The sequence below is a fragment of the Chelativorans sp. genome (assembly GCF_031180965.1).
Taxonomy (GTDB): Bacteria; Pseudomonadota; Alphaproteobacteria; order Rhizobiales; family Rhizobiaceae; genus Chelativorans.
The window spans coordinates 47,879-68,900 of the sequence record NZ_JAPSLH010000008.1 but is presented as its reverse complement, the minus strand read 5'-3'; the positions used below and the strand labels follow the sequence as shown (position 1 = coordinate 68,900).

Sequence of the window (21,022 nt, the reverse complement as noted above, 5' to 3'; positions counted from 1 at the left end):
GTCATGCCTTTCGCGGATAGTCGATGAGGCCGAAGCTGCCGCTCGGCGATCTCGACACGCCGGATCGGGGCGAGGACAAGGGAGCGCCTGGCGCGGCAACGGCGCCCTGGGCGGGCGGCCAGTCGACCTCGGCCGCATAGCGAAGCTCCGCCTCGTCGCGATTGGCCGCTTCAATGACGCCCCAGACATTCCAGCCGCGGCGGCGGAGGGATGCGACTCTCAGCGTCTGCGCCTCCAGACCAACGAGGATGTAGAGAAACAGCGACAGGAGCGGCGCCACTACCGAAAAGCTCGGCAACGCCCCCAGGCCGCCGAGCACCGCGCCAACAAGCACGAATGCCAGCGCTTCAAGCCACATGCGGTGCCAGAGGAACCAGAGAAGCGGCATCACCAGGGCAGGGAGGGAAAAGCCGTCCCGAACCATGACGGCCTCTTCCAGCTTGTCGGCGGCAGCCTTTGCCGGTTGCAGAACGATGTAGCTTGCCATCAGTTCAACCGTTCAGCGTGCCCTTGGTGGAGGGGATGGCGTTCGGCTGGCGCGGATCGGGCGCCAGCGCGGCACGCAACACCCGCGCAACAGCCTTGAAACAAGTCTCGGCGATGTGATGCGCGTTCGCGCCATAGAGATTGGCCACATGCAACGTAAGGCCGGCATGCTGCGCGAGCGCCTGAAAGAACTCGCGCACAAGTTCTGTATCGAATGTGCCGATCTTAGGCGAGGGGAATGCCACTTGCCAAACGAGGAAGGGTCGGCCCGACACATCCACCGCGGCGCGCGTCAGCGCCTCGTCCATCGCGAGGTCGAGCGATGCGTACCGGACAATGCCGCGGCGATCGCCCAGCGCCTTTGCGATCGCCTGGCCCAGAGCGATGCCGCAGTCCTCGACCGTGTGGTGGTCGTCGATATGCAGGTCACCTCTGGCCGCAATCTTCATGTCAATCAGCGAGTGGCGGGAAAGCTGCTCAAGCATGTGGTCGAAGAAGCCGACGCCCGTCGAGATATCCGACCGGCCTTCCCCGTCGAGATCGACGGTGACAGAAATGTCGGTCTCGTTCGTCTTGCGGCTCAGTTCGGCCTGGCGCGGATTGGTGGCGGCCATGGCTTTCCTTTCATCATGAAGGCCCGCCTTTTAGAGCATGCCGCCGGGGAATGCCAGCAGCGCACGCCGGGCACGCGCGACGCGCGCGCATTTGCATTCCCATTGCGCGCACTTACATAAGCGCTCGATTTGGCGCCCCCGAAAGGCGTCCAGGAGTAGCTTCATGAATGAAAATCAATCCATGCATGCCACGACCATCGTCACCGTCCGCAAGGGCGGCAAGGTGGTCATCGCCGGCGACGGGCAGGTGAGCCTTGGCCAGACGGTCATGAAGGGCAATGCGAGAAAGGTGCGCCGCATCGGCAAAGGCAATGTGATCGCTGGCTTTGCCGGCGCCACAGCCGATGCCTTTACGCTGCTCGAGCGGCTGGAAAAGAAGCTCGAGCAGTATCCGGATCAGCTGACGCGAGCCTGCGTGGAACTTGCCAAGGATTGGCGGACCGACCGGTATCTGCGCCGGCTGGAAGCCATGATGCTGGTGGCGGACAAGAACGTGACGTTGGCGCTGACCGGCAATGGCGATGTGCTGGAGCCGGAAGAAGGAGTTATGGCGATCGGCTCTGGCGGCAATTTCGCGCTCGCCGCGGCGCGCGCGTTGCTTGATACGGACAAGAGCGCGGAAGAGATCGCCCGGAGGGCGATGGAGATCGCTGCAAGCATCTGCATCTACACCAACGACAATATTGTCCTGGAATCGCTTGATGCAGGCTGATCGGGGCATCCGCTTCGAACCCGTCACCGCGGCGGATCTGCCGATGCTTCAGCACTGGCTGGAAGAGCCGCATATGCGGGAATGGTGGGGCGATCCAGAGGAGGAGATCGGGTTCATCCGCGCGATGGTGGAAGGGCAGGACACCACGCGGCCCTTCATCATCATGATGGATGGCGAGCCGGTGGGCTACATCCAGTATTGGTTCATAGGCCATCACCAGAACGAGGAATGGACGAACGACCACCCCTGGCTCCTGGAGCTGCCGTCCGAGACGGTGGGCGTGGACCTTTCGCTCGGCGACGGTGCAAAACTTTCGCAGGGGATCGGCTCCAGGGCGCTCGCCGCCTTCGCGCGCAAGCTCATCGAAGAAGGTTTCCGCACCATCATCATCGACCCGGACCGCGACAACGCCCGCGCGATTCGCGCTTACACTAAGGCGGGGTTCCGACCCATTCCGCATCTTGAAGGGCGAACCGGCGACGCCCTGATCATGCAGTACGATGCGACTATAAACGAGACGACGATATGACCAATTTTTCACCCCGAGAGATCGTTTCTGAGCTCGACCGCTACATTATCGGCCAGAAGGATGCGAAGCGTGCAGTCGCTATCGCGCTCAGGAACCGCTGGCGCCGCCAGCAGCTCGAGCCCGGTCTGCGCGAAGAGGTAATGCCGAAAAACATCCTGATGATCGGCCCCACCGGCGTCGGCAAGACAGAGATATCGCGGCGGCTCGCGAAGCTCGCAGGCGCGCCCTTCATCAAGGTGGAAGCGACGAAGTTCACCGAGGTGGGCTATGTGGGCCGCGACGTGGAGCAGATCGTGCGCGACCTCGTCGAGGTGGCGATCGGGCTGACGCGGGAGAAGATGCGCGAGAGCGTCAAAGCGCGCGCGCATCTCAATGCAGAGGAACGCGTACTCGAAGCACTGGTCGGCAGAACCGCAAGTCCAGCCACCCGCGACAGCTTTCGCCAGAAGCTCAGGAGCGGCGACCTCGACGACAAGGAGATCGAAGTCCAGGTGGCGGACACCGGCGGCGGTTTTGGCGGTTTCGAAATTCCCGGGATGCCCGGCGCCAATATCGGCGTCCTCAATATAAACGACATGCTGCAGAAGGCGATGGGCGGCGGCCGCACCAAAACCGTGAAGACGACCGTCAAGGACTCCTACAAGCTTCTGATCAACGACGAATCCGACAAGCTGCTCGACCAGGACGAGGTGACTCGGCGGGCCCTCTCCTCCGCCGAGAATGACGGCATCGTCTTTATAGACGAAATCGACAAGATCGCGGCCCGCGAGGGCGGCATCGGGGCGGGCGTCTCCCGGGAAGGCGTGCAGCGCGATCTGCTGCCACTCGTCGAGGGCACAACCGTGGCCACTAAATACGGACCAGTGAAGACGGACCATATCCTCTTCATAGCCTCCGGAGCTTTCCACGTGTCGAAGCCTTCCGACCTTCTGCCGGAACTGCAGGGGCGGTTACCGATACGGGTCGAACTGCGCGCGCTGGAGAAGGAAGACTTCCGCCGCATTCTTACCGAGACGGAGGCGAGCCTGATCAAACAGTATATCGCGCTCATGAGGACCGAAGGGGTGGAGCTCGAGTTCACCGACGACGCAATCGACCGTCTGGCGGCAATCGCCGTCGATCTCAACGCCAATGTCGAAAATATCGGAGCGCGCCGGCTGCAAACCGTTATGGAGCGCGTTCTGGATGACATTTCCTTCCACGCCCCGGACCGCGCAGGAGCCAAGGTTACAATCGACGCCGCCTATGTGGATCAATATGTGGGCGACCTGGCCAAGAACACGGATCTGTCCCGCTTTATCCTGTGACATAGACGACACGGCAACGGCAGGGCCTGAAACCGGCTAGCAAAACCACTCGACTCCGGCTCGCCGCTCCCCTAGATTCCGGCCGATCCCCAAAAATCAGTCCTGAGGCGATTATCTTGCGGCTCGGCATCCTTCTGGCTTTGCTCGCGTGCGTGTCGGCGTCGCCGGCGGATGCTGAGACCCTGGTGCCTCCGGGCAACCGCAACCTGGAGCAGCCGCCCATTCCAGGCGCCTCCGCGCGGCGCACCGGGGCCGGCAGAACCACGTTCGAGGCGAAGTACGCGAAAATCGTTCAGCTTCTGCGTAGCGACGGCACACTCAGGGCCAAAATCCGCCGGGTCGCCGAGCGCTATGATCTCGATCCCATTCACATGATTGGCGCGATCGTTGGCGAGCACACCTATAATGTGGACGCCTACGACCATCTGCAGACTTATTATGTCAAGGCGGTCTCTTATCTGAAGAGCAGCCTTACTTTCTCCTACCAGGGAGAAAGCCTGGACGATTTCATCAAACGGCCGGAATTTGCGACATGCGCAGACATGGCGGACAGCTACGCCCTCTGGAGCTGCCGCGAGGCTGTGTGGGAACGGAGCTTCCGCGGCCTTACTGTGGACGGCACTTCCTTCCCGGATGATCGTTTCAGCGCCGTCTTCCTGCAGCCCTTCTTCGCCGGCCAGACCTTCGGCATCGGACAGCTCAATCCGCTCACCGCACTGCAGATGAGTGATTTGGTGCACCAGATCTCGGGCCTTCCGAAGATCGACCATCGCGATCCGCAGAGGGTCTATCGCGCGATAATGGATCCGGACATCACTCTCGACTACGTAGCGGCCACCATCAGAAAGTCTATCGATGTCTATGCGGAGATTGCCGGTTTCGACATCAGCGGAAACCCGGGGCTCACGGCGACGCTCTACAATCTCGGTAATCCGGTCGCCCGGGCGGCGAAGCTTGCGGCCGAGAATGCGTTGCGGCGCAAGAAGGGGCTGGAGCCTAGGCTTCCGGAGGAGAACTACTACGGCTGGCACGTCAACGAGAAGCTCGACGAACTCGAGGCACTCGCGGTGGAGTCTTGACGCCTTCTCGAGACCGGGACCCGGTTTACTCCTGTTCGGGCGTTTTTCACTTCGTCAGGAGTTTCTGCAGGTCCTCATAAAGCCGATCGAGCTGTTGCTCATCTAGGTGGGCAATGTTTTGCGCTAGAAGGTTGGCAATTGCCGTAGCCTTTTCCGGCAGTCCTGCCGTGTCGACAACCACGCGCGGATGGGACAGCTCGGCCAGGCGCTGCAATTCCTCCGCCTCGTCCCAGATCACGTTGAAATAGCCGATGATCTTCTGCACGAGCGCCCAGTTCGGCGGGCTCCGCCGGCCATGTTCCAGTGCCGACAGGTAGGCAGGAGTGACGCCGAGCGCAGCGGCCATCTCCTTTTGGCTCACGCCTCGGGCCCGGCGAAGGGCGCGCACTTTCGTCGCGAAAGGCGTCACCGCTGGCCCTCGCTCTTGCGCAGGCGGATATAGAGCGCGCCGCCCCCACCATGATGGCGCGCGGCCTCCTCGTAGCCGCCGACGATCTCGGAAAAAGGTGGCGTGGAGAACCATTGCGGCACCACGCGGCGCAGCACCCCTTCGCCGCGCGACGTTCCCTTTCCTGTGATCACCAAAACATATCGGCGCTTCTCAGCAAGGGCTTGGCGCAGGAACGAGAGGAGAAGCGCATGAGCTTCCGTCTGCGTGAGGCCATGAAGATCCACTCGGCCGGCAATGTCGAGGCGGCCGCGTGCCAGCTTTTCGGTGGTGGGCGCATCGAGACGGCGGGGATGCCGCTGCCGCGGGGGTATTGGATGGCCGGGAACCTGCGGCGCCGGCTCGGCTGAGGTGGGGGGCTGATGCTCCTTTTCTTCCGGCAGGGGGAGGGCTTCCTCCGGATGTTTTTTGCCGGGGAGTGGAATCGCAGAGCGCGCGACGCGGCCCCAAAGTATGCGGTCCTCATCGGTCAGCCGCTTCGGGCCGCCGGGTTTCACGGCTCGGCCCCTACCAGGCTTCGGGGCAATAGAGCATAGAAATCTGCGGAATGCCGGATCGTGCCGGCAATTTCACCCGCCTGCGCCCCAGTGCCGATGAAGAGATCCGCGCGCGCGGAACCGGTGATCGCTGAGCCGGTGTCCTGCGCAATCATGAGCCTGCTAAACGGCCGTCCGTCCACATGCTGGATCTCCGGAGCGTGGATGAAAAAGGGGGTGCCGAAGGTGTGGAGAAGACGGTCGACCGCGATCGACCGGCCCGGCTGGAGCTGCACTTTGGCGGCCGCGATTGGCCCTAGCTCAGGATCGCCGAGCGGAGTCTCGCGAAAGAATATGTAAGAGCGGTCCTTCCAGAGGATCTCGTCCTGACGGTGTGGATTGGCCGCCAGCCAGGCGCGGATCGACTGCATCGTAACTCCTTCGGGGGGAATTTCGCCCATATCCGCCAAGTACCGACCGATACCGGTGAAGCGATGCCCAGTTTTCGCTGCATAGGTGAGCCGCATTCGGCTCCCGTCGGTCATAGTGAACCGTGCCGCGCCCTGCACATGGATGAAGAAGGCATCGACGCGGTCTGTCAGCCAGCAGAGCTCCAGGCCTTCACCCTCGAGCGCACCGCTGTCGATTGCCTGCCGGTCATGATAGGGACGCAAAGTTCCACCCTCACGCCGTGCGAAGGCGAAGTACGGATCGAAACCCTCCGGGCGGTTGTGGTCATCAATGTCGATGAGATCATCCGGGCGGCGGTAGAGTGGCACCGTGAATTGCTCTGTGCGCACGGGTGAAGCCTCCGCTTCCGGCTCATAATAGGCGGTCACAAAACCGCGCTCGCCAGCATCCGCCTGCACGTAGAAAGGAGAAAAATGACGTAGGAAAAAATCCTGCGCGGTTTGCAACCCGACGGGGTGCTCAAGGCGCCGCGCTTCCGCATACGCCGCGGCGAAGGAATCGAAGGCCACTCCAAGGCCGCCGGTTCTATACGTCCTCTGCTCGGCATGCGCTCCACAGCGCGCAAAGGCTAAAAGCGCTTCGGGGAGGCCGGCATCTTCTGTCCAACCCGGCATATCCTCGAAACGGGTGAGCAGAAAAACCTTAGAAAGGCTCACCGGAGCCCCTCCGTCTCTATCTGCGGCACCCGCCGTTCCACGGCTGAGCTATTCTTCAGCTTCGGTTGCCACCAATTTCCAGTTGGGATCCCGGGAACGCGTATCGCGGGCAAAGGTCCACACGTCCTTCACCTCGGCCACAGTTTCCGGATCGCCATCTATGACACTGCCGGCGCTATCACGGGTGGCCGAGATCAGCTCGCTGACGATACGCAAGGTGACATGGGCCTCATGGCCCTTCATCTCGGCCCCGACGATCGCCGCCTTGTCGATGCCTACAAAGGACGATTCGATCTTTTCGGACCGTTTCTCGCGCTCATCGATAGCCGAGACAAACCCTTCATACACCTCGCGGGAAAGCAGATTCTTCAAAGTGCGACGGTCGCCATCGGCATAGGCCATGACGATCATTTCATAGGCGAGCTTCGCGCCGTCGACAAAGCTCTTCGGGTCAAATGACGGATCCGCGTCCTTGATGGCGCGCAGCCCTCTGTTGAGTTCCGTTCCCGGCTGGGCGACGCTGTCGATGACCTTGTAACGTTCCTCCAGAGACTCGGCCGGCGTTTTGCGCCGGGGCAGCGATACGACCGTATCATTCTTCGCTGTTTTGCCCGGTTCCGCGGGGCGTGTGCGGCTCGCCGTATATGGATCGAAGGGCGGCCGTTCATTGCCGGTCCGCCGGCCGAGCACGTTGCGCAGCTGGAAGAAGATCACAACCGCTGCGACCAGAAAGAAAATCGTGCCGAAATCGAAAAATTCCATATCGTCCGCCAGAGAAGCCGCTTCTTGTGCCTGCCGAGCAAGCCGCCCCCGGAATGAAAGCATGGCGGCGCCGCAAACAATGCATATAGAACGCGCGAGGCAATCATTCAAATCGCTGACGCACGACCCTATGTGTCTCTTACAGAAGTTTGAAGGCAAGAGGTTAGTCCAGAGCCGTGCGTTTCACCATCATCCCGTTTCTTTTGCTCGCCATCCCGCTGCTCGAAATCGTCGTGTTCATCTGGGTAGGCGGGTATATCGGACCTTTTGCGACGCTTGGGCTGGTGCTTGCAACCGCGGTGGCAGGCTCCATCCTGCTGCGCATCCAGGGATTTGCAGTTCTCTCCCGCATGCGGCGCGACCTTGAGGCACACCGACTGCCTGGCCGCGAACTGGTGCATGGCGTCATGATCCTCGTTGCCGGCCTGCTGCTGCTTACGCCGGGCTTCGTGACCGATGCGCTTGGGCTGTTGCTATTCATCCCTCCCCTACGCGATGCCCTCTGGCGATTTGTCCGCAGCCGAATCATCGTTCTAGGGAGGATGCAAAGGCGCGATCGCGCGAGCCCGCAGGGAAAGACGATAGACCTCGACATAGGCGACTATTCAACCGAGGATGAGAAGGGCTCGCCGTGGCGAGCGCCCATCCGGCGGCAGGATTGAAGCTAACCCGGCCTGGAAACCTTGTCAGGCCGCAGTCACCGTGGTAGCCAAGCCGCTCAATTTTCCCCGCGCCTTCAGGCGCCCTTGAGGATAGGCGTATGGCCGAAAAGCCCAGAGAAAAAGACGACGCGAAACCTGCCGAAACAAAAAACGGCAATTCGGTGCCGGCGAGCCTCAACGTACTGACCCAGTATATAAAGGACCTCTCTTTCGAGAGCCCCGGGGCGCCTCAGTCGCTGCGCCCGCGTGACAAGGCGCCGGCCATCAACATCAATGTGAATGTGAACGCAAACCCTCTGGGTGGCACTGATTACGATGTGCTTCTTACGCTTAACGCGCGGGCAGAAGCGGATGGCGGTGTCCTCTTCAACGTGGAGCTCGTCTATGGCGGCGTGTTCCGCATTCAGGGCTTTGCGCAGGAGCACATGCTTCCCCTGCTGTTCATTGAGTGCCCGCGTCTTCTCTTCCCCTTCGCACGGCAGATCGTCGCGGACGCCACCCGCAACGGCGGATTCCCACCGCTGATGATCGATCCGATCGATTTTGCGCGCATGTTCCAGCAGCGCCTCGCCGAGGAAGAGACCCGGCGAAAGATTCAGGTCTCCTGAGAAGGGTGCAATTGCCGCATGAGAACTGGCCGGGCCTTGCGTCCGGCTTTTTCTTGCTGAACCCTAGGATTCAGGCGATCTCCGCCTTCCCGGCGGACGCAGCGCCGGAAAGCTTGCGCCATAGCGCGTTTTCGCCGAGACTTGCGACCATGGTTTCGTGAGCCTTCAGCTCTGAATCGCAAAGGCGCGTTGGGAGCGCGCGCGGACGGGGCGGCAGGACTAGTATCGCGGTGTTGTCGCGGACTGTCTCGCGGGCGTCCTGGACGGTGGCCTCCAGCCCGAAGGTAGCCTGCCTGCCGCCGACCAGCTCGATATACACCTCGGCCAAGAGCTCGGCATCGAGCAGCGCGCCGTGCTTGGTGCGGTGCGAATTGTCGATGCCGTAGCGGCGGCAAAGCGCGTCGAGGGAATTCGGCCCCATAGGGTGTTTCCGCCGGGCAATGGCAAGCGTGTCAACGACGCGCGTCGGGTCAACATAGGGCTGCCCCAGCCTCTGCAACTCGGCATTGATAAAGCCGACGTCGAAGTTGGCGTTGTGGGCGACCAGCTTGGCGCCTTCGATGAAGTCGAGGAATCCCTTGAGTATGTCACCGAAGACCGGCTTGTCGGCCAAATCCGCGTCAGAAATGCCGTGCACGGCCTGTGCGTCCGGATGCACCGAGCGGCCCTGCGGGTTGATGAAATAATGGATTGCGCGCCCCGTGGGAAAACGGTTCAGCAATTCGACGCAGCCAAGCTCTATGACCCGATCCTCGCGCGGGTCAAGACCTGTCGTCTCCGTGTCGAAAATGATCTCACGCACCGAATCAACTCCCAGGCTCACGAAGATGAGCCAAACGACGTGGCCAAGGCAAGGCGAGGCCGCGGAAAAGCTGTCAGCCTTGTGTCAGCTGATCGATTATCACGCGGACTGCCCGTCGTGCGGCATCCATGCCCTTGCTGGAGTCGATCACGAAATCCGCCTGCTTGCGCTTTTCCACATCCGGCACCTGTCGGGCAAGAATCTGTTCGAATTTCTCCTCGGTCATGCCCGGCCGGGCAAGCACGCGCCGGCGCTGCACCTCCGCCGGGGCGGACACAACCACAACCTTGTCGACGCGGTCGGTGCCGCCCGTCTCAAAGAGCAGCGGGACATCAAGAACAACTAGCGGCGTTCCCTTCCGCCTGTGTTCCTCCACAAATCGGTCCGCGTCCCTGCGGACCAGCGGGTGTATCAGATTTTCTAGCTTTCTCAGCGCTTCCGCATTCGCGACAACCGCCTTTGCGAGCTGCTCGCGATCCACCCTTCCATTGATTGTGGTGCCGGGGAAGAGGGCTTCCACCATGGGCGCGGCCTCGCCGGCATAGAGCTTGTGCACCGTGGCATCCGAATCGTGCACCGGTACGCCTTCTTCCACGAACATGCGGGCGGTCGTCGACTTGCCCATTCCGATCGAGCCTGTGAGGCCGATCACTATCATCTCCGGCCCTCGATATCGGCAACCAGGATTTCTCGCAGACGGGGTGTCACCTCGGGCCGCACGCCGAACCAGCGCTCGAAGCCAGGGACGGCCTGGTGCAGCAGCATGCCGAGCCCGTCCACCGTACGAAGCTCCCGCTTTGCGGCGTCCGCCAAGAGCGCGGTCTGCAGTGGAACATAGACGATATCATTCACGATGGCAGACGCAGGTAACGGTCCAAGGTCGATCGCAGCCTCGGCAGCTCCGTGCATTCCAAGAGGCGTGGTGTTGATGAGAAGGGAGGTATCCGAGAGAATTTCCGGCAGCGCCTCCAAGCCATGCGCGCTGGTGCCGCCGCGAAAACGATGAGCCAAGGATTGCGCGCGCGAGAGCGTTCGGTTGACAATGCGGATGTCGCGCACGCCGCGGCTTTGCAGTGCGTGAACCACTGCCAGTGCCGCGCCGCCGGCACCAATAAGGGTGGCCACGGCACTCCTCTCCCACCCAGGCACCACCGCGTCGAGATTGGCCGCAAAACCATAGGCATCGGTATTGCTGCCATGAAGACGGCCATCCTCGACCCAAAGCGTATTCACGGCGCCGATAATTCCTGCCGTATCGTCCCGGTGCTCGACCAAGCGCCAGGCGCTTTCCTTGTGCGGGATCGTGACGTTGCCGCCAACATAGATTGTTGGGAACTCCTGCAGGAATCTCGCGAAGTCCTCCGGCGGCACATCGCATCGCTCGTAGCCGCCCTGGATCCCATACTCGCGCAGCCAGAAATTGTGGATGAGTGGCGATCGGGAATGGCTGATCGGATGGCCGCAAACGAAGGCACGCGGGCGAGGATCAGCCATCGATTGCCCCAAGCTCACGCAGCTTCGCCAGAAGCGGCAATAGCGGCAGGCCGACAATGGTGAAATAGTCGCCCTCGATCTTTTCGAAAAGCTGAACACCCTCGCCTTCGATCTGATAGGCGCCAACGCTGGCCAGCGCCCTATCTCCCACCCGCGAGAGGTGCCGGCCGATAAATGCCGGATCGAGCGGCCGCATTGTCATCCGCGCGGCAGCAAGGTGCTGCCAGACGACCCTGCCGCCCTTGGCCAGCACGACCGCGCTATTCAGAAGATGCGTCTTCCCTGACAGCGCCAGGAGGTGGTGCCGCGCGCCTTCCATATCCTCAGGTTTGTGAAAAATTCGGTCATCGAGAGAAAGCGTCTGGTCTCCTCCGATCACCCAGAAATTCGGAAACCGCTCAGAGACCTCTGCGGCCTTCGCTTCAGCCAGGATAAGCGCCACCTCTTCTGGGGTCACGCCCGTGTCCTCCAGCGGCGCCTCTACGGCGCGTTCGTCGATCTCCGGCGCTACAGCCTTCACCGCGACACCGGCATTTTCGAGAAGCTGCCGGCGGAAAGAACTGGTGGAAGCAAGCACGATTGTTTCCGCCGGCATGGTGGTCCTCATTTCCATCACCAAGGTTTTTGCCGCAACGCCAATATGGCAGCGGCCGTTTCTTCGATCGAACGTCGTGTTACGTCGATGATCGGCCAATTGTGCCTCGCGCATAGCTGGCGGGCATATGCGAGTTCCCGAGCGATCGTAGCGCGGTCGACATAGGCGTCGAAATCACCGGGAGAAGTGCCCAGCATCCGGTTCTGCCGGACCTGCGAAATTCGTTCAGCCGAAGCGATGAGGCCCACAATCAGCGGAGCCTTTGCGCGCAACAAAGCTTCGGGCAGAGATACGTCAAGGACGATCGGCACATTGGCGGTTTTAACTCCGCGATTGGCGAGGTAGATGCTGGTTGGCGTCTTTGAGGTTCGTGAGATTCCAACCAGGATTATCTCTGCCTGTTCGATATCCTGGGGGAGCTGACCATCGTCGTGCTCCATCGTGAAGTTGAGTGCGTCGATACGGCGAAAATAATCTGCGTCCAGCACATGCTGCGCGCCGACCCTTCGCCCTGCCGGCGTGCCCAGATAGGATTGGAACACGGTCAGCACCGGTTCCAGAACCGAAACGCTGGGAAGGCCCATTGCCGTGCAACGCTCATCAATCTTCCGCGCAAGCTTTTGATCCACGATCGTATAGAGAACGATACCTGGTTCCGCTTCGATATCGGCGAAGACCTTGTCTAGTTGCTTTTCCGTCCGCACCAGCGGGTAGATGTGCTCGATGGCGCGCGCGTTCTTGTATTGCGCAGCAGCAGCCCTGCCGGCGGCGAGCAGCGTTTCGCCCGTCGCGTCGGAAACCAGATGCAGATGGAAAAAGCTCTGCGGCTTATGCACAACAAGACCCCGCCTCTGTGGAGAAGTGTTGATAGCGCGGCCATTTTCCCTTGGCGAGGTTTCAGCTCGGGAAAACAGGGGCTGTCATCCACATCGGCCTGGGCGCTGGAAGACATCGGCTGGATGTGCAGAACAATGTTGATGCCTGAACCTTTCCACACGCATCCGCCGGTCGACCTCACGATTTAACCCGCCCAAGGCATTGAGGTTAAAGCAACTTTTACGTTTTCTCGCGCTGTTTTCCCCATTGTAGAGAGTGGGCCCGTGGCAAAATGGCCAGCCTGAAGGAACGGCGGGTCGTGGACAGAATTTAATCCACACTCCAAACAGAGTCATAGAATCAGAATTCTCTTTAGAATCTCTTTTTTTGAATCGGAGCCTGAGGTGGCGGAGCGAAAACTCCTGAAGGTGCTGGGAGGCCAGACAGTCTTTCCCCCACCCATTTGGATGATGCGCCAGGCAGGGCGCTATCTGCCGGAGTACAAAGAGGTGCGGAAGAAGGCGGGGAGTTTCCTCGACCTCTGCTACAATCCGGAACTCGCGGTTGAGGTCACGTTGCAGCCGATGCGCCGCTTCGCTTTCGACGCCGCCATTCTCTTCTCCGATATCCTCGTCATACCGCATGCGCTTGGCCGGGATCTGCGGTTCGAGGAAGGCGCGGGTCCCATGATGACACCGATAGACGAGAATGGGATCGACAACCTTGATGCTAGTCGCCTGCACGCGCATTTGGAGCCGGTCTACGAGACGGTGCGGCGTCTCAGGCGCGAGCTGCCCCAAGACACGGCGCTCATTGGGTTCTGTGGTGCGCCTTGGACTGTTGCCACTTATATGATCGCCGGACGGGGAACGCCGGACCAAGCTCCGGCCCGATTGTTTGGGTACAAGAACCCAAAGGCCTTTGCTCGTCTTCTGGACGCGGTTGCTGCTTCATCCGCCGAATACCTCATCCGTCAGGTCGACGCCGGTGCCGACGCCTTGCAGATTTTCGACTCCTGGTCGGGCGTCCTCGATGAGGCCGGCTTTGAGGATTGGTGCATGAGACCGGTCCGCGAGATGGTTCGTCGTGTGCGTGAAAGGCATCCAAGTGTGCCGATCATCGGTTTTCCAAAAGGCGCCGGACTGATGTACCAAAAATATCGGCGGAACACCGGCGTCACCGCGCTTGGCCTCGACTGGACCGTGCCGATGGAGGAGGCTCGCAGGCTGCAGCAAGACGGCCCGCTACAGGGAAATCTCGACCCCATGCGGCTTCTCGCCGGGGGGCGAGCACTTTCGCAAGGCGTGGATAAAATCCTGTCCAGCTTGGGGCACGGCCCGCTCATCTTCAATCTCGGGCATGGAATCACACCGAACGTGCCGATCGAGCACGTGGAAGCAATGGTAAAACAGGTGCGGGAGGCAACCCTATGACCGCGGAAGCGCCGACCAGCGGGGGGGCCGCTGCACGACGCGCAATTCTCGCCCTCATCATATTTGCTGGGCTGACGGCGCTGCTCTTTCTCGCGGCTCCCGACTGGCTCTATCTCTGGATCAAAGCCTTCCACGTAGTGGCGGTGATCTCCTGGATGGCGGGCATGCTCTACCTGCCTCGACTGTTCGTCTATCATTCGGAGGCTGAGTCGGGTTCGGTGCAAAGCGAAACCTTCAAGGTGATGGAGGCGCGGCTTCTGCGCCTCATCATCAATCCCGCTATGATGGCCACCTGGGTGCTCGGCCTTTGGTTGGCCTGGAAAGGCTTTGCTTTCGCCGGCGGCTGGCTCCATGCCAAGATTGCCCTTGTCATTCTGCTGTCGGCTCTTCACGGCTACCTATCCGGTGCGCAACGACTGTTTGCGAGCGACCGCAATACGAAGCCGGCACGTCACTGGCGCATCGTCAACGAAGTGCCGACGCTGCTGATGATCATCATCGTCATCCTGGTGGTCGTGAAACCCTTTTAAGCCCGAGGACTGGTGCGGTACGTTACGCAGCTGCGGATGCGTGCAGGAGAGGGAGCAGAAAAACCCTTCTTGCTCTTTCTCCGGTGGAGCGATAAAAGGGTCTTCCTTCCCTCCACATCCGGCCCAAGTCTCTCGGAAGTTCCGGATGCTGCGGTGCCTCACGAGCCCCAGCCTTTTCCCTTGGTATTCCCATGCTACACCTAGAGTCCGCTCCTATGCAGGAAATGAAACTTCAAGAACTCAAGAGCAAAACGCCGACTGATCTTATCGCATTTGCCGAGTCGCTCGAAGTCGAGAATGCAAGCATCATGCGCAAACAGGAGCTGATGTTTGCAATCCTCAAGAAGCTCTCGATGCAGGATATCGAGATTATTGGCGATGGTGTCGTCGAGGTACTTCAAGATGGCTTCGGGTTTCTCCGCTCGGCGACGGCGAATTACTTGCCGGGCCCCGACGACATCTATATTTCACCTTCGCAGATCCGGCGTTTTTCTCTGAAGACCGGAGATACGGTCGAGGGGCCCATTCGCAGCCCGAAGGAGGGCGAGCGGTATTTTGCTCTGCTCAAGGTCAATACAATCAATTTCGAAGATCCGGAGAAGATCCGACACAAGATCCATTTTGACAATCTGACGCCGCTTTATCCTGACGAGCGGCTGAAGATGGAGATCGAGAATCCCACGACGAAGGATCTCTCGGCCCGTGTGATCGACCTTGTTGCGCCGCTCGGGAAAGGCCAGCGCGGCCTCATCGTAGCGCCTCCACGCACAGGCAAGACCGTCCTACTGCAGAACATCGCGCACTCCATCACCTCCAACCACCCCGAATGCTACCTGATCGTGCTGCTGATCGACGAGCGGCCGGAGGAAGTTACGGACATGCAGCGGTCGGTCAAGGGCGAGGTCGTCTCCTCGACCTTCGACGAGCCTGCATCGCGGCACGTGCAGGTCGCAGAGATGGTGATCGAAAAGGCGAAGCGCCTGGTGGAGCATGGGCGCGACGTGGTCATCCTGCTTGATTCCATCACCCGCCTCGGCCGCGCCTACAACACCGTAGTTCCTTCATCGGGTAAGGTGCTGACCGGTGGCGTCGACGCAAATGCGTTGCAGCGCCCGAAGCGCTTCTTCGGTGCGGCGCGCAACATTGAGGAGGGCGGATCGCTGACCATTATAGCGACCGCGCTTATCGACACTGGCAGCCGCATGGACGAGGTGATTTTCGAGGAGTTCAAGGGAACGGGCAATTCGGAAATCGTGCTCGACCGGAAAGTCGCGGATAAGCGCATCTATCCTGCGATGGATATCCTGAAATCAGGCACCCGCAAGGAAGACCTGCTGGTCCCGCGGCAAGATCTTCAGAAGATTTTCGTGCTGCGCCGGATCCTTGCTCCGATGGGTACAACCGACGCCATCGAATTTCTCATCGACAAGCTTAAGCAGACCAAGGGCAACGCCGAATTTTTTGATTCGATGAATACCTGAGGAGTTGCGGACGACCGCTCCACCTGCATTTATAATGCGTCACGGTGCTGCATGCGCTAGTTGAAGGAGATGTCAAATCGCTGCCCTTCAGCTCAGAGGTGCCTCTGTCGACATGCAGCCGGCTCTGCGCTCGATTCGCCTCCGGAATATTCTTACAGCAGGGGCTGGTCTCTGCAGCTGTGCGTCTCCCTCGCCGTCGGCATGGTGGCGCTGAGCTATACCGGCCATGAGCTTGGAAGGCCTGAACCCAGGCAGTAGGATGCTCCAACGCACGTACTGACGAATGACGATCGCCTCCGATACCATTTTTGCCTTGTCGAGCGGAGCGCTTCCGTCGGGTATTGCCGTGGTCCGTATCTCTGGCCCCGCTACAAGGGACGTGCTAATGGCCATGATGGGCGAGGTCCCGGAGGCACGCCACGCCAAGTTGGCAACGTTCCGCGCCTCAGATGAAATGGTCCTCGACCGAGGCTTGTGCCTCTTTTTCCCTGCCCCGACCAGCTTTACGGGAGAGGATTGCGCCGAGTTGCATTTGCACGGAGGCAGGGCCGTTGTCGCGGCCGTGATCGACGCGCTTTCCGTGCGAGGACTTAAGCTGGCCGAAGCCGGCGAATTCACCAAACGCGCTTTCCTCAACGGCAAGATAGATCTTACCGCGGCGGAGGCGCTGTCGGACCTCATAGCCGCCGAGACGGAAGCCCAAAGGCGCTTTGCGATTGACAACTCCACCGAGTCGCACAGGCAGCTCTACGGATCCTGGCGGGCGCGGCTGATCCATGCGCGTGCAATGATCGAGGCGGAACTCGATTTTTCCGACGAAGCAGACGTGCCTGGTTCAGTAGCGGCAGCAGTCTGGGATGACGTACGAACCCTGCAAAGGGAGATCGCGGAGCATGCAGCGGGATACCGGCACGCAGAGATCATCCGCGAGGGCTTCCGGGTCGTGATACTAGGTGCGCCCAACTCCGGTAAATCCAGCCTCCTGAATGCCTTAGCACGGCGTGATGTGGCCATTGTGACGGACGAGCCTGGAACTACACGTGACGTTCTCGAGGTCAATCTGGATATTGCCGGCATGAAGGTTGTGCTGGCTGACACCGCCGGGGTCAGGCGGGCTGCTGGCAAGGTGGAGGCGATTGGAATCGAACGTTCCCTGCAGCGGGCACGAGAAGCCGATCTGGTGATGGTGCTGGAAGATGCTTCCGCTCCGGTGCTGGTTCGGGCACCACCAGACAAGTCCGTCATAAAGGTGGGAAACAAATGCGACTTGATAGCTCGGGATCAACTCCCAATCCGCTATGACGTCCTGGTTTCGGCGCGGACAGGCGAAGGACTTGATGAACTGATCCGCCGAATTCAACTAGCCTGTGAGGCTTACACGAACACTGCCGGAAGCATCCTGCCCTTTCGCGCCCGGCATGTCGCGCTTCTCCAGGAAGCTAGCGACGCCCTCCACGCAGCCTTGTCTCTAGAAGGCGCCGGGTTGGAGATCCGAGCTGAAGGCTTGCGGGCGGCGGGCGTGGCCCTAGGGTGCATATCTGGGGAGGTGGATGTCGAACACCTTCTCGATGCGATCTTCTCGTCCTTCTGCATCGGAAAATGACTCACGTGAAACAATCCGCGTCCGGGTGATTCACGTGAAACACCACGTCCCGTTCCGTTTCACGCGAACCGAAACCTTGACTGGGATAGAGGACGTGCGCATGTGATGAGCTTAGCAAATGCGAGATGTGGCGATGCGCGAAAGGTTTGATGTAGTCGTTGTTGGGGGCGGGCACGCCGGGTGTGAAGCTGCCTCCGCTTCTGCCCGGGCCGGTGCCGTCACCGCGCTCGTGACGCTGCGTCGCGACACGATCGGGGTCATGTCTTGCAACCCGGCGATCGGCGGCATCGGCAAAGGCCAGCTGGTGCGCGAGGTCGACGCGCTGGATGGACTAATGGGCCGGGTTGCCGATGCAGCCGGCATTCAGTTTCGCTTGCTCAACCGCCGCAAGGGTCCGGCGGTGCGCGGGCCGCGAACGCAGGCGGACCGCCGCCTCTACCGCGAAGCCATGCAGGCGGCGATCGCGAGCCAGGAAAATCTCCACGTGATCGAAGCGGAGGCGCATGAGCTGGGGATCGAGGCGGGGCGGTTAACCCATGTGATCATCTCCGGTGAGCGGCGTATCGACTGCGGCGCCGTGGTCTTGACTACCGGCACGTTCCTGCGGGGACTAATCCATATCGGCGACAAGAAGATTCCAGCCGGGCGCATGAACGAATCAGCGGCGAGGCGTCTCTCCGGCTCCATGGAATCGGTCGGCTTTACGCTCGGTCGCCTGAAGACAGGAACGCCGCCGCGCCTTGACGGGCGCACGATCGATTGGAACGGTCTCGCACGGCAGGGGGCGGACGAGGATCCGGTGCCGTTCTCCTTGCTTACGGAGAGAATCCGGAATCCGCAGATCTCATGCGGGATCACACGCACCACGCCGGAGACACATCGGATCATCCAGGAAAACCTCGGCCGGTCCGCCATGTATTCCGGGCAGATCGAGGGCGTTGGACCGCGTTACTGTCCTTCCATAGAGGATAAGATCGTCAAATTCGGTGAGCGCGAGGGCCATCAGATCTTCCTTGAGCCCGAGGGGCTTGAGGATGACACGGTCTATCCGAACGGCATCTCCACCTCTTTGCCGGAAGAGGTGCAGCATGCTTTCCTGAAAACTGTCCCGGGGCTGGAGAAGGCGCGGGTGCTGCAACCAGGTTACGCCATCGAATATGACCATATTGACCCGCGCGAGCTGCACCCGTCGCTGGAAACCCGTCGCGTGACGGGGCTTTTTCTCGCCGGGCAAATCAATGGCACGACAGGCTATGAGGAGGCTGCCGCGCAAGGTGTCGTGGCGGGGATAAACGCAGCGCGCGCCGCATCAGGAGCGGACCGCCTCAGTCTCAGCAGGACGCAAGCCTATATTGGTGTGATGATCGATGATCTTGTCACGCGCGGGGTGACGGAGCCGTACCGCATGTTTACCTCGCGAGCGGAGTTCCGTCTTTCTCTCCGTGCGGATAACGCAGACGCCCGCCTGACGCCACTCGCGATCCAGTGGGGCATTGCATCGGCGAATCGCGAAGCCAGGTTTTTGGAGAATGAGCGAAAGCTTGACGCGGTGCGGGAACTGGCAATGGCACGCAGCCTCTCGCCTAAAGAGGCCGAGCGCCACGGCATCAATCTTAATCAGGATGGTGTCCGGCGCAGTGCCTATGATCTTCTCTCCTATCCAGAGGTCACCGTGGAGCGGCTAGCGGCCATCTGGCCGGAGCTCGGCGGAGTCGATCGCAAGACTGCCGAGCGGCTGGAAACGGAGGCCCGGTATGCCGTTTATCTGGAGCGTCAAACGTCCGATGCCGAGCGTATCCGGAAGGACGAAAGCAGGGCAATTCCTGAATCGATCGAGTTTGATCGGATTGCGGGGCTTTCCAATGAACTCAAGGACAAACTGTGCCGTCGCAAGCCGCGCACCCTTGCGGAGGCGCAGCGGATAGATGGAATGACTCCAGCCGCCTTGGCCTTGGTACTGGTTGCCATCCGTCACGGGGAAGCCTCCCGGAGCGCTGCTTGAGCTCCGACAAGCTTTCCGCGCTGCGCGCTGCCGCAGGGCCGGTTTCACGTGAAACATTCCGGCATCTGCTGACTTTCGAAGAAACCTTCAAGCGGTGGAATGCTCGCATCAACCTGGCGGCGCCGTCCACATTGCCTCATCTTTGGGAGCGCCACATTCTGGACAGCGCTCAGCTGCTTCCCCTGGCCCCGGCGGCGGAACGGTGGCTGGACCTGGGCTCGGGCGGAGGATTTCCGGGAGCGGTGGTAGCAATCCTTCTCATCGATAGAGAGAAAGCCCATGTCGATCTGGTCGAGAGCAGCCATAAGAAGGCCGCCTTCCTGCAGAACGTCCTGGCCTCCTCGGCGGCTCCGGCTACCGTCCATGTAAAACGGATTGAGGCGTGTTACGGCCGGATCGCGGCTCCCGAAGTGATCACTGCCCGAGCGCTGGCTCCTTTGCCGAAGCTCTTGAAGCTCATCGCGCCATGGATGAGCGGAGGAACAAGGGCTCTGCTGCACAAAGGCAGGGGTTACCTGCGGGAAGTGGAAGAAAGTGGTGCCGCTTGGCGATTCGATCTGTTAGAACATAAGGATAGCGTCGGCGGCGAGGGCGTGATTCTCGAAATCAGCAATCTCCATCGCCGCTAATTTCGTCCCGGCGTTGGGTTGAGCAGGGCTATGAACAAGCCTTCACGCATCATTACCGTTGCAAATCAAAAAGGTGGTGTCGGAAAGACTACGACCGCGATTAACTTGGCCACCGCCCTCGCCGCGATTGGGGAGCGCGTACTGGTCATTGATCTGGACCCACAGGGTAATGCCAGTACCGGGCTTGGGATCGACCGGCGCGCCCGGCAAGTTTCTTCCTATGACGTGCTCACGGGCCGATCTGATATTGACGGTGCGGCTATGGAAACGGCAGTGCCCGGCCTGTCAATCGTGCCGTCCACGCTCGATTTGCTGGGCATCGAAATGGAGATTTCGGGCGAAGCTGACCGAGTGCTTAAACTTCGCCGGGCTCTACGCGAAGCGCCTTCCCTAAAAGCGTTCTCCTATGTCCTGATCGACTGTCCGCCGTCGCTCAATCTCCTGACGCTGAATGCGATGGCCGCCGCCGATTCTGTGCTAGTCCCCCTGCAATGCGAGTTCTTCGCCCTGGAAGGCTTGAGCCAGCTTCTAGCTACCGTTGACCAGATCCGCGGGTCGATTAACCCTGCGCTAACCATACAAGGTATCGTCCTCACCATGTTCGATCGTCGCAACAACCTGGCGAACCAGGTTGTCGAGGATGTCCGGGCACATATGGGTGATACGGTCTACGAAACGGTGATCCCGCGTAATGTGCGGATCTCCGAAGCGCCGTCCTATGGCAAGCCGGCCATCCTCTATGACCTCAAATGCTCCGGCAGCCAAGCCTATCTGCAGTTGGCGTCGGAGGTGATTCGAAGGGAGCGGCGGCTGCGAGCCGCATAGAA

General features: G+C 60.6%; 24 protein-coding genes. 13 read left to right on the top strand and 11 right to left on the bottom strand.

Annotation, left to right across the window (positions count from 1 at the left end):
- Position 1: 1 nt before the first annotated feature.
- Together RIN79_RS08560 and hisB are read right to left on the bottom strand one after the other, a co-directional pair.
- Positions 2-487 (bottom strand): DUF2628 domain-containing protein, encoded by a 486-nt coding sequence (locus RIN79_RS08560; RefSeq protein WP_309084226.1) that lies wholly within the window; start codon positions 485-487, stop codon positions 2-4.
- 4 nt (positions 488-491) lie between these two features.
- On the bottom strand, positions 492-1,100 hold the full coding sequence (gene hisB, locus RIN79_RS08555) for an imidazoleglycerol-phosphate dehydratase HisB (protein WP_309084225.1): 609 nt from the start codon (positions 1,098-1,100) through the stop codon (positions 492-494).
- 163 nt (positions 1,101-1,263) lie between these two features.
- Here hisB and hslV point away from each other — a divergent pair, with 163 nt between their 5' ends.
- The 4 genes from hslV to RIN79_RS08535 all read left to right on the top strand — a co-directional run bounded on the left by hslV (position 1,264) and on the right by RIN79_RS08535 (position 4,727).
- Positions 1,264-1,812, top strand: coding sequence for an ATP-dependent protease subunit HslV (gene hslV, locus RIN79_RS08550; RefSeq protein WP_309084224.1), 549 nt, complete (start codon positions 1,264-1,266; stop codon positions 1,810-1,812).
- Positions 1,802-2,341: a GNAT family N-acetyltransferase gene (locus tag RIN79_RS08545; RefSeq protein ID WP_309084223.1), complete on the top strand. Its 540-nt coding sequence runs from the start codon at positions 1,802-1,804 to the stop codon at positions 2,339-2,341. The genes hslV and RIN79_RS08545 overlap by 11 nt, the downstream gene beginning before the upstream one ends.
- Positions 2,338-3,648 (top strand): ATP-dependent protease ATPase subunit HslU, encoded by a 1,311-nt coding sequence (gene hslU / locus RIN79_RS08540; RefSeq protein ID WP_309084222.1) that lies wholly within the window; start codon positions 2,338-2,340, stop codon positions 3,646-3,648. The genes RIN79_RS08545 and hslU overlap by 4 nt, the downstream gene beginning before the upstream one ends.
- A 110-nt stretch (positions 3,649-3,758) precedes the next feature.
- Positions 3,759-4,727 carry a DUF1402 family protein gene (locus RIN79_RS08535; RefSeq protein ID WP_375165898.1) on the top strand — a complete coding sequence of 323 codons (969 nt, stop codon included), beginning with the start codon at positions 3,759-3,761 and terminating at the stop codon, positions 4,725-4,727.
- A 46-nt stretch (positions 4,728-4,773) separates the two neighbouring features.
- Here the strand turns inward: RIN79_RS08535 and RIN79_RS08530 are convergent, their stop codons facing one another.
- Genes RIN79_RS08530 through RIN79_RS08515 form a run of 4 tightly spaced genes read right to left on the bottom strand, consistent with a single transcriptional unit; the run spans position 4,774 to position 7,540 of the window.
- Complete coding sequence (locus tag RIN79_RS08530; protein WP_309084220.1) at positions 4,774-5,136, bottom strand: helix-turn-helix domain-containing protein; 363 nt, start codon at positions 5,134-5,136, stop codon at positions 4,774-4,776.
- Entirely contained in the window at positions 5,133-5,702 is a 570-nt protein-coding gene (locus tag RIN79_RS08525; RefSeq protein ID WP_375165897.1) for a Smr/MutS family protein, read from the bottom strand. The genes RIN79_RS08530 and RIN79_RS08525 overlap by 4 nt, the downstream gene beginning before the upstream one ends.
- Positions 5,669-6,778, bottom strand: coding sequence for a murein transglycosylase A (locus tag RIN79_RS08520; protein WP_309084218.1), 1,110 nt, complete (start codon positions 6,776-6,778; stop codon positions 5,669-5,671). Before RIN79_RS08520 ends, RIN79_RS08525 begins: the two co-directional genes overlap by 34 nt.
- 48 nt (positions 6,779-6,826) lie before the next feature.
- Positions 6,827-7,540: a Tim44/TimA family putative adaptor protein gene (locus RIN79_RS08515; RefSeq protein WP_309084217.1), complete on the bottom strand. Its 714-nt coding sequence runs from the start codon at positions 7,538-7,540 to the stop codon at positions 6,827-6,829.
- Between the two features lie 176 nt (positions 7,541-7,716).
- On the opposite strand from RIN79_RS08515, the gene RIN79_RS08510 reads away from it, so the two are divergent.
- Positions 7,717-8,202: an FxsA family protein gene (locus RIN79_RS08510; RefSeq protein WP_309084216.1), complete on the top strand. Its 486-nt coding sequence runs from the start codon at positions 7,717-7,719 to the stop codon at positions 8,200-8,202.
- 98 nt (positions 8,203-8,300) lie between these two features.
- Entirely contained in the window at positions 8,301-8,810 is a 510-nt protein-coding gene (gene secB, locus RIN79_RS08505) for a protein-export chaperone SecB (protein WP_309084215.1), read from the top strand.
- Between the two features lie 70 nt (positions 8,811-8,880).
- Here secB and dnaQ read toward each other — a convergent pair whose 3' ends face one another.
- The 5 genes from dnaQ to RIN79_RS08480 all read right to left on the bottom strand — a co-directional run bounded on the left by dnaQ (position 8,881) and on the right by RIN79_RS08480 (position 12,537).
- Positions 8,881-9,612: a DNA polymerase III subunit epsilon gene (dnaQ, locus tag RIN79_RS08500; protein WP_309084214.1), complete on the bottom strand. Its 732-nt coding sequence runs from the start codon at positions 9,610-9,612 to the stop codon at positions 8,881-8,883.
- 73 nt (positions 9,613-9,685) lie between these two features.
- Complete coding sequence (coaE, locus tag RIN79_RS08495; RefSeq protein WP_309084213.1) at positions 9,686-10,270, bottom strand: dephospho-CoA kinase; 585 nt, start codon at positions 10,268-10,270, stop codon at positions 9,686-9,688.
- Complete coding sequence (locus tag RIN79_RS08490) at positions 10,267-11,106, bottom strand: shikimate dehydrogenase (RefSeq protein ID WP_309084313.1); 840 nt, start codon at positions 11,104-11,106, stop codon at positions 10,267-10,269. The genes coaE and RIN79_RS08490 overlap by 4 nt, the downstream gene beginning before the upstream one ends.
- On the bottom strand, positions 11,099-11,713 hold the full coding sequence (locus tag RIN79_RS08485) for a Maf-like protein (RefSeq protein ID WP_375165895.1): 615 nt from the start codon (positions 11,711-11,713) through the stop codon (positions 11,099-11,101). Before RIN79_RS08485 ends, RIN79_RS08490 begins: the two co-directional genes overlap by 8 nt.
- Before the next feature lie 5 nt (positions 11,714-11,718).
- Positions 11,719-12,537, bottom strand: coding sequence for a pyruvate, water dikinase regulatory protein (locus RIN79_RS08480; protein ID WP_309084212.1), 819 nt, complete (start codon positions 12,535-12,537; stop codon positions 11,719-11,721).
- Between the two features lie 384 nt (positions 12,538-12,921).
- Here RIN79_RS08480 and hemE point away from each other — a divergent pair, with 384 nt between their 5' ends.
- The 7 genes from hemE (at position 12,922) to RIN79_RS08445 (ending at position 21,020) form a co-directional block, all read left to right on the top strand.
- Positions 12,922-13,950: a uroporphyrinogen decarboxylase gene (gene hemE / locus RIN79_RS08475; RefSeq protein ID WP_309084211.1), complete on the top strand. Its 1,029-nt coding sequence runs from the start codon at positions 12,922-12,924 to the stop codon at positions 13,948-13,950.
- Positions 13,947-14,480 (top strand): protoporphyrinogen oxidase HemJ, encoded by a 534-nt coding sequence (hemJ, locus tag RIN79_RS08470; RefSeq protein WP_309084210.1) that lies wholly within the window; start codon positions 13,947-13,949, stop codon positions 14,478-14,480. Before hemE ends, hemJ begins: the two co-directional genes overlap by 4 nt.
- A gap of 215 nt (positions 14,481-14,695) precedes the next feature.
- Complete coding sequence (gene rho / locus RIN79_RS08465; protein WP_309084209.1) at positions 14,696-15,961, top strand: transcription termination factor Rho; 1,266 nt, start codon at positions 14,696-14,698, stop codon at positions 15,959-15,961.
- A gap of 283 nt (positions 15,962-16,244) precedes the next feature.
- Positions 16,245-17,564, top strand: a complete 1,320-nt coding sequence (gene mnmE, locus RIN79_RS08460) for a tRNA uridine-5-carboxymethylaminomethyl(34) synthesis GTPase MnmE (RefSeq protein WP_309084208.1) — start codon at positions 16,245-16,247, stop codon at positions 17,562-17,564.
- Positions 17,565-17,697: 133 nt separating this feature from the next.
- Positions 17,698-19,566, top strand: a complete 1,869-nt coding sequence (gene mnmG, locus RIN79_RS08455; protein WP_309084207.1) for a tRNA uridine-5-carboxymethylaminomethyl(34) synthesis enzyme MnmG — start codon at positions 17,698-17,700, stop codon at positions 19,564-19,566.
- Positions 19,563-20,195 (top strand): 16S rRNA (guanine(527)-N(7))-methyltransferase RsmG, encoded by a 633-nt coding sequence (gene rsmG / locus RIN79_RS08450; protein WP_309084206.1) that lies wholly within the window; start codon positions 19,563-19,565, stop codon positions 20,193-20,195. The genes mnmG and rsmG overlap by 4 nt, the downstream gene beginning before the upstream one ends.
- Before the next feature lie 30 nt (positions 20,196-20,225).
- Complete coding sequence (locus tag RIN79_RS08445; protein WP_309084205.1) at positions 20,226-21,020, top strand: ParA family protein; 795 nt, start codon at positions 20,226-20,228, stop codon at positions 21,018-21,020.
- Positions 21,021-21,022 lie beyond the last annotated feature (2 nt).

Coding starts and splice junctions, on each gene's coding strand:
- RIN79_RS08560 (WP_309084226.1), bottom strand. CDS start 487: ATGGCAAGCTACATCGTTCTGCAACCGGCAAAGGCTGCCGCCGACAAG.
- hisB (WP_309084225.1), bottom strand. CDS start 1,100: ATGGCCGCCACCAATCCGCGCCAGGCCGAACTGAGCCGCAAGACGAAC.
- hslV (WP_309084224.1), top strand. CDS start 1,264: ATGAATGAAAATCAATCCATGCATGCCACGACCATCGTCACCGTCCGC.
- RIN79_RS08545 (WP_309084223.1), top strand. CDS start 1,802: ATGCAGGCTGATCGGGGCATCCGCTTCGAACCCGTCACCGCGGCGGAT.
- hslU (WP_309084222.1), top strand. CDS start 2,338: ATGACCAATTTTTCACCCCGAGAGATCGTTTCTGAGCTCGACCGCTAC.
- RIN79_RS08515 (WP_309084217.1), bottom strand. CDS start 7,540: ATGGAATTTTTCGATTTCGGCACGATTTTCTTTCTGGTCGCAGCGGTT.
- secB (WP_309084215.1), top strand. CDS start 8,301: ATGGCCGAAAAGCCCAGAGAAAAAGACGACGCGAAACCTGCCGAAACA.
- coaE (WP_309084213.1), bottom strand. CDS start 10,270: ATGATAGTGATCGGCCTCACAGGCTCGATCGGAATGGGCAAGTCGACG.
- RIN79_RS08490 (WP_309084313.1), bottom strand. CDS start 11,106: ATGGCTGATCCTCGCCCGCGTGCCTTCGTTTGCGGCCATCCGATCAGC.
- RIN79_RS08485 (WP_375165895.1), bottom strand. CDS start 11,713: ATGAGGACCACCATGCCGGCGGAAACAATCGTGCTTGCTTCCACCAGT.
- hemJ (WP_309084210.1), top strand. CDS start 13,947: ATGACCGCGGAAGCGCCGACCAGCGGGGGGGCCGCTGCACGACGCGCA.
- rho (WP_309084209.1), top strand. CDS start 14,696: ATGCAGGAAATGAAACTTCAAGAACTCAAGAGCAAAACGCCGACTGAT.
- mnmE (WP_309084208.1), top strand. CDS start 16,245: ATGACGATCGCCTCCGATACCATTTTTGCCTTGTCGAGCGGAGCGCTT.
- mnmG (WP_309084207.1), top strand. CDS start 17,698: ATGCGCGAAAGGTTTGATGTAGTCGTTGTTGGGGGCGGGCACGCCGGG.
- RIN79_RS08445 (WP_309084205.1), top strand. CDS start 20,226: ATGAACAAGCCTTCACGCATCATTACCGTTGCAAATCAAAAAGGTGGT.